The sequence below is a fragment of the Kaistella palustris DSM 21579 genome (assembly GCF_000422265.1).
GTDB lineage: Bacteria > Bacteroidota > Bacteroidia > Flavobacteriales > Weeksellaceae > Kaistella > Kaistella palustris.
Genome location: NZ_AULL01000008.1, coordinates 1 through 7,051, shown reverse-complemented (window position 1 = coordinate 7,051; position 7,051 = coordinate 1). Strand labels below are relative to the sequence as shown.

General features: G+C 31.3%; 7 protein-coding genes. All 7 read left to right on the top strand.

Annotated features, from left to right (window positions below):
* Positions 1-106 precede the first annotated feature (106 nt).
* The 7 genes from H562_RS0101095 to H562_RS0101055 all read left to right on the top strand — a co-directional run bounded on the left by H562_RS0101095 (position 107) and on the right by H562_RS0101055 (position 6,903).
* Positions 107-625: a hypothetical protein gene (locus H562_RS0101095; RefSeq protein ID WP_027375819.1), complete on the top strand. Its 519-nt coding sequence runs from the start codon at positions 107-109 to the stop codon at positions 623-625.
* Positions 626-843: 218 nt separating this feature from the next.
* A complete protein-coding gene (locus H562_RS0101090; protein ID WP_027375818.1) occupies positions 844-1,476 on the top strand; it encodes a hypothetical protein in 633 nt (210 codons plus the stop codon).
* 200 nt (positions 1,477-1,676) lie between these two features.
* Positions 1,677-2,555: a hypothetical protein gene (locus tag H562_RS0101085; RefSeq protein WP_027375817.1), complete on the top strand. Its 879-nt coding sequence runs from the start codon at positions 1,677-1,679 to the stop codon at positions 2,553-2,555.
* Positions 2,556-2,719: 164 nt separating this feature from the next.
* Positions 2,720-3,364 (top strand): HIRAN domain-containing protein, encoded by a 645-nt coding sequence (locus H562_RS0101080; protein WP_156831939.1) that lies wholly within the window; start codon positions 2,720-2,722, stop codon positions 3,362-3,364.
* A gap of 665 nt (positions 3,365-4,029) precedes the next feature.
* Positions 4,030-4,674 carry a hypothetical protein gene (locus H562_RS0101070; RefSeq protein ID WP_027375815.1) on the top strand — a complete coding sequence of 215 codons (645 nt, stop codon included), beginning with the start codon at positions 4,030-4,032 and terminating at the stop codon, positions 4,672-4,674.
* Between the two features lie 257 nt (positions 4,675-4,931).
* Positions 4,932-5,276, top strand: coding sequence for a hypothetical protein (locus tag H562_RS0101060; RefSeq protein ID WP_027375813.1), 345 nt, complete (start codon positions 4,932-4,934; stop codon positions 5,274-5,276).
* A gap of 229 nt (positions 5,277-5,505) precedes the next feature.
* On the top strand, positions 5,506-6,903 hold the full coding sequence (locus H562_RS0101055) for a hypothetical protein (protein WP_027375690.1): 1,398 nt from the start codon (positions 5,506-5,508) through the stop codon (positions 6,901-6,903).
* Positions 6,904-7,051: the final 148 nt, after the last annotated feature.

Below are 7,051 nucleotides of genomic sequence, written 5' to 3'. Positions count from 1 at the left end.
ACAAAAAATTCAGATAACAGGGCATTGCCAAAAGATCGGCTCCAGGGCTTAGGCCTGCAGCTATTTGCCGATCCTTCGGCAATGCCCGACCGTTAGGCGACATTGTATGAAATTCAGACTCCCATTTTCAATTTATAATAAATATGAAACTGATTTAAGTTATACTGAAATCATAAATACTCTTGAAAATAAAAAAACCGAATATTATTTGAATGGATTACAAATTGTAAAATATAATTATAATGTAACCTATAGAAATATATTGGTTCAAAGATATTCAGAAGGCTTAGATGTCGTGATAGAAGTTTTCCCTCTCGTTGAAATGAAAATTGAAAGTGAAAATCCAACAAAACTAAAAACTAAAATTCATCCAAATTATAGAGGAATAATATTTTTATCAATTTTTACTCTTGTTTTTTCACTTGCTTCGATTTTTGAAAACAGATGGACTTTTAATGGCGTTTCTAGAGATCCAACAATTTTGGAAAGATTTTTATTTTTCTTTGGTGGTGGAATCATTCCCGCAGTTTGGTGTTATTTGCAATTTATAAGACCAATAAAAAAAACTGAAAAATGGTTAATTGAAAAATTAAAACTAAAAAAATCACAAAACAACGTCGCCTAACATTGTATTGGCAAAATGCGGGGTTAAATCATAGCTGAAGAGCATCATATATTTATCCGCAAAAATGCTTTTCATCTTGATTTTTTATTAATTTAACAATCTGAAAAAGCATTTTGCTCACAGCTGTCTGAATTGAACTTTCAGTTAAATCCAGCCCGCACTTCGCCAATACTTTTTCCGTTAGCGGTAATTTTACAGAACGAGACAGCACAACACAAATGATAAACTTTGACAACATAAAAACCTATTCAACGGACTTCCCACAGACTTGGAGTTTTTTAAGGTCGCCAGAAGAAGCAAATGAAATTTCTCCGGAGTATAAAGACCAAATCTTCTTTCTAAATGATGAAGCAAGCAAGTTCGTTAAAAACTATATTGACAGTTCAAAAATGGTTACAGGACCTTTATGGAAACCATTTAATGAAAAATACTTTAAGACTGTAGAAGAATTTGAAGTAACAGAGAACTGTGAGTCTGAAATTAAGAAATGGCTTTACTCAAAACCTATTCCGTTTGACAAATATGTTTTCATTGACAGCGAAAGAAGTGGACAATCTGTAACGCTAACTTGGAAGATGGTAATTAAGTATTGGGAGGGACTTTTATTTGCTGACGACTTAATAATATTTGACGAGACACTAAATTGGGGACTTTTTTATTTTCACGAAGACAGACTTTACTTCGGAAAAGACAAAATCTACGACAAAGAATTTGAGTATGAAAAAACAAGAGAACTTAACGAGCTGAAAGAGAAGTTTTTCAATAAAGACAATTTGAACTTCAACAATGAAGACAAGAAAAAGACAATTAGAGACTTTAAAGAGAAATATAACACAGACAGAATTGAATAAAAAACTACCGCTAACAAGGGTTTTGCAATAGTGGGGCGAAACTGCAAAGTTCAACAGTAGTTCTTCGCTTCAACTTTTGTGCAAAATTGAAGTTTTGTGCTTCGATTTCCCCACCATCGCAAAGCCCCGAAACGTTAGCTGTAATTACAAAACAATCAATCTGTTATTAATTTTATTATATTTTTTTTTTATGTAAAAATATGGCTGAACTTTACAATCAACTAATACTTCATTACTATCTTTATGATGATTCGCATGAAATTGATGCATTCTTCAGAAATGACAGCGAAAGAGAATTGTTAAATTTATTTCAAGAAGTAATAAATGATTTAGATTTACGTGTAAGAATTGAATCGACTCCTTCTAAGGAAGGTGGTTATATAGAAATTTGGCAGTTTGTAGATGATAATAAAGAATTAATTAGTCTTGTTGTAAGTCTTTTAACATTAATTTTATCAAGATATCCCGTCAAGAACAAAAGATTGGATAAAGCTCAAATTGAAAATCTGGAGTTAGATAATTTGCTGAAAAAAGAAGAATTAAAAAAACTTGGAATAACAAATTATGAAAAAATTGACGAAACGGCAGTTAGAAAGATAATAGACTTTCTTTTGAAAAATTATAAAATTATTTGGAGAAGATCCAATTTTTTTAAAAAGCTCACCGGAAATAAAGACGTAAAAAAAATCGGCATTAATAAACTTTTTAATTTCAAAGCTTCGGATGAAGAAATTACCTTAAGGTTAGGTGATTATGAACAATTTATACTTTTCAACGAAGAAATCCCAGACATAAAAAATAACGAAGTAACAATCGATTTAATTTCTTCGGTTCTTAAAAAAGGTAATTTTCGTTGGCGAGGCTTCTTAAATGGGCAAATTATTAATTTTGTTATGGAAGATGAGAGCTTTAAAAGATTGGTTTTTGACGGACTTTTAACTCATAATAACAACGTGAAATTGAAAGTTATATTAAATAATTCACGGAAAATTGATGATAGCGGACTAATTCGAATAACAAAATATTACGTATCAAAAGTAATAAGTTACTTTGTTGGAGGAAAGGAATTCATGATGTAACTCCAGCTAACAAGGTATTTCTATTAGCGGGGCGGAAGTTCCTATCATAAAGATTTTTGCTAATTGTTCTTTTTGTTATATTTACAAACACTTGTTATAAAAAGTCCCCGCCAACAGAAATACCCAACCGTTGTACGACATTCTAACCAAAATAACGCATAAATATGATTTGGATAATTCTTATAGGAATTCTAATTTTGTTTGTAATTATGATGAGTTCAGGGAATAATCAAAACAATTCTAATCTAAAGTCAAATAAATCTTTCGAAGCAGAAATTGAAGTTCCTAATCCCGAAAATTCGAATCCGAAAAAAGTTATTGAATTTATTGATCATTACTCGAATCCAGAAGTTATAAAATCAGTATATGAAAAATTGATAGAATTAGATAAAAAAATCCCTCCAATTTTAGATGCAGCATTTAAAGAAAAAATTCAAAATGGATATATAACTAAAGAAATTTATCTATGGAATTTGAGTATCGAAAATCGAAAAATAATAGAAGATGAATTAGAAAATTATCCAAACTCTTATAAATTTGAACTAAAAGGATTACAAGAAAATAAATATGTTGATAAATTAAAGTCAAACATTATTTATGATGAAGTTTGGTTATATGAAGAACCAAATAATAAATTTGATAAAAATGCAATTAAAGTTCAAAACTTAATTGGTACAATTGGCTACGTTCCCAAAGATGAAACATTTGAAGTAAAAGAAATTTTACAAGAAGACTTTAAAGCATATATCAATAAAATTGAAAGACAGGAAAATTACTTGTTTGCAGAAATTATTATCCATTACAAATAAGAACGTCGTACAACATTGTATTGGCAAAATGCGGGATTGAAGTTTTAATTGAAAATTTAATTGTATTTCGTCGCAAAAAACTTTTTCCTTTTACTATTTTTTGTATTTTAGCAAAAGGAAAAAAGTTTTTGCTTTTTGTAGTTAAAGTTGAACATTTTCAGCGTTTTAGCCCGCACTTCGCCAATACTTTTTCCGTTGTCAGCAACGGCGCGGACGGTGATCTTCCCGACAGCATTTTAATAATTTCAGGTCTACCCTTTCGTTGAGAATTTGTTTTGGAGAAATTGCCGCTGCTTACAACACGGTATTTATACAAACGGGGCGGAAGTTTTCATCGAAGATTTTTGCGTAAAATTTAATTTCCGGCAAGTATAAAGTTTTGGTATATTTATCCCCGTTTGCAGAAATACCAAACCGTTGTCAGCAACGGCGCGGACGGTGATCTTCCCGACAGCACTTTAATAATTTCAGGTCTACCCTTTCGTTGAGAATTTGTTTTGGAGAAATTGCCGCTGCTTACAACACGGTATTTATACAAACGGGGCGGAAGTTTTCATCGAAGATTTTTACGTAAAATTTAATTTCCGGCAAGTATAAAATTTTGGTATATTTATCCCCGTTTGCAGAAATACCAAACCGTTACCAGTAATTTTAGAAAACCGACAATGCAGAAATTTGAGTTAACCATTTTCAGACAATCGAGAGTTTTATTTGGGCTCTTTTTTACACCGATTGCATTAATTGGATTGCTCATTTTGGGTGCTGAATTAAACAACATTTTAATTGGACTAATTATTTTCGCTATTTATCTTTTGACGATTTATTACTTTGTTGTTGGACAATTAACAATAACTATTGACAATGGACAACTAAAATTCAACTGGACAAGAAAACTCATATTTAACTATGAAGACATTGAACCCATAAACATTGCAGACATTAATACTATTGTAATTGACAGCGGACAATTATTGCGTAAAATAGTAACTACTGACAGGACAATAAAAATTAATAATGCAAAAGTTCAACAAAAAGACGCTCCCAAATTTATTTATGAACTTGGCGTATTGACAAAGGAAAACAATGTTAGAGAAATAGACAGTTGGGATGAATGGGCTGACAAAGGGTATATAAAAACAGCTTATAGAATCAACACTATTATACTTGTTTTGGCGACAGTTCTTGTGACATTTTTTATAATTAAGAAGGGTTTTAATTCACGACATTTATTTTTGATTTTACTATTCATACCGCAATTGTTTTTATACGGACAACAAATGAAACAGAAAATAAAGAATAACAAGAAATAGAAAAACTACTGGTAACAAGGGTTTTGCGTCAGGCGGGCTGAAGTGCAAAATTCAACAGCAGTTTTTCTATTGAACTTTAGTAATAATATCAGCTTTTGTGCTTCGATTTCCCGCCCGAACGCAAAGCCCCGAAACGTTAGGCGACATTCTATGAAAATTTCGTAATTATTTAAATTTAAGAAAATAAAATCTTGAAATTTTACCATAAAATGAAATTAAAGAATGTTGACTGAAAATTAAATTCAAATAATTTACTTATGTTGAGTATTTTAGAAAAAAGAAATATTAAATTTAAAAAAAAATTTTTTCTATTTAAAGAAACTATAAAATCTGTTGAAACAATAGACTTTGATATGCAATTTATTTCTGCTCTATATGAACAACAATTAAAAAATGTTATCAATGATATTGAATTAGCATTAAATAATGAATATGAAAAAATTGATGATCCTTGGATAAATAATAAATATGATGAATTTGCTTTAATTACTCCAAATTGTATTGAATATTATGATGAAAAAAATCAAAAATACGATATCACCTGTTCTCTCGAAGATTTTAGAGAATTAACTACTTTATGGAAAAATTTTCTTGGTGTTTAATTATTAAGAACGTCGCCTAACATTGTATTGGCAAAATGCGGGAGGAAGGTTAAAGTTGAAAGATTTGAAAAATTATCCGCCGCTGCTTTTCCGTATTGATTTTTTTGTTAATTTAACAATCCGAAAAAAGCATCGGCTACTTTCAGTTTAAATTGAACTTTCAGTCCCTTTTAGCCCGCACTTCGCCAATACTTTTTCCGTTACCAGCCATATTAGAACGACACCGAGAATGAAACGAACATTGACAATATTTTTACTTCTACTTAACTGTTTTGCTTTTGGACAATCCAGAAACGAACTTGCGAACTCTAAACTTTATTTCAGAGCAACTTACTTTGACAAGAAAAACGAATTTATCGGACTACAAACAAGAACTAACTTAACCGACACGATTATTGACAACGTAAAATATCACAAATTCCAAACAGCAGACTTTACAGACTATTCGGACAAACAAGACAAAAAAACTTTCTACGAAACTTTTACAAACGGCATTTATTGTTTGCTTGACAATAGCAAAAAAATCGTTCACAAAATCAACTACCAAACTAACAACGAACAGACAGGAACAATCTTCGGCAGACAAACACAAATTTTGCTTGAATTTATTGACACACGAAGTAGTTATCCAAGAGACAGTTTAGTTCCGACAGAAAAAACACCAAAAAAATATTATCCGACAGACAATTCAGAAATTTATCTTGTAATTATTCCCGACTTACAATCGCTTGTCGTTTCAAGCAACGGACAGTTTTATACCAAACAGTTAATGGGCGACAATTACAACGACATAACCAAAGGTTTACAAAACAATTTTACCGCTTCAACAAAATTTGACATTCAAAAGGGCGATGAAGTTCAACTGTTTTACCGAAGAAAATGGTATGACGACACGACTAATCTTGCCGAATACGAAGACAAACAATTCAAGAACTTCAAGTATGTAGGCGACACAGTAGCAAACAATACAAAAGCGTTGAAGTTTGAAGTTGAAAGCTACAATTATTTAAGCGGCAATTACGACAGTCACGAAGAACTTTTAATAGCTGTTACAGACAGCGGATATTATGTCGGTTATCAATTTGTGCCTTTTCAAGACTACAAAACCGAATTGAAAATAATTGAAACAGAAAACGGGAAAGACTTGTTTTTACAAGGCGTTACGTTTGACACAATAAACGGAAACACTTATCAAAAAATCGTTCAAGCAAAAAGCGACCCATACAGATATTATATTTTGCCATTCTTTCCAATGCCGTTTGTTGAATTTGGTAATGTGCAAGGAATAATTACTTATACCAAAATCAAAGGAATTGAAAAAGGCAAAAAACGAGAACGGACTTACATAACGAACGAAAATAATATCAGAGATATAATCAGCAAGACAAAGAACGAAGTAGAAGTAATTATTTACTTTGTTGACAAAGCAGAAGTTGAAATAGAAATTCAAGACTACGACACAGAAAAAACTATTGGAACGACAAAAGCAAAAGCGAAAAAAGGATTAAATTCGTTCGTTGTTCGTTCTGACAATTTTGAAAAGGACAAACAATACAGAGTGCAAATAAGCTATAAAGGGAAAAACAATTCGGGTAGTTTTTCAAATAGCGTAACGACAAAGTATTGACAACAGAAAGAAATACGGCTGGTAACAGGGTATTGCCAAAATGGCGGGTGAAGTGCTACAATGAAACATTTGTGCAAGGTTCAACAGCAGTAGTTCTATTGAGCTTTTGTACTAATAATCCGCCACTTCGGCAATACCCGAACCGTTA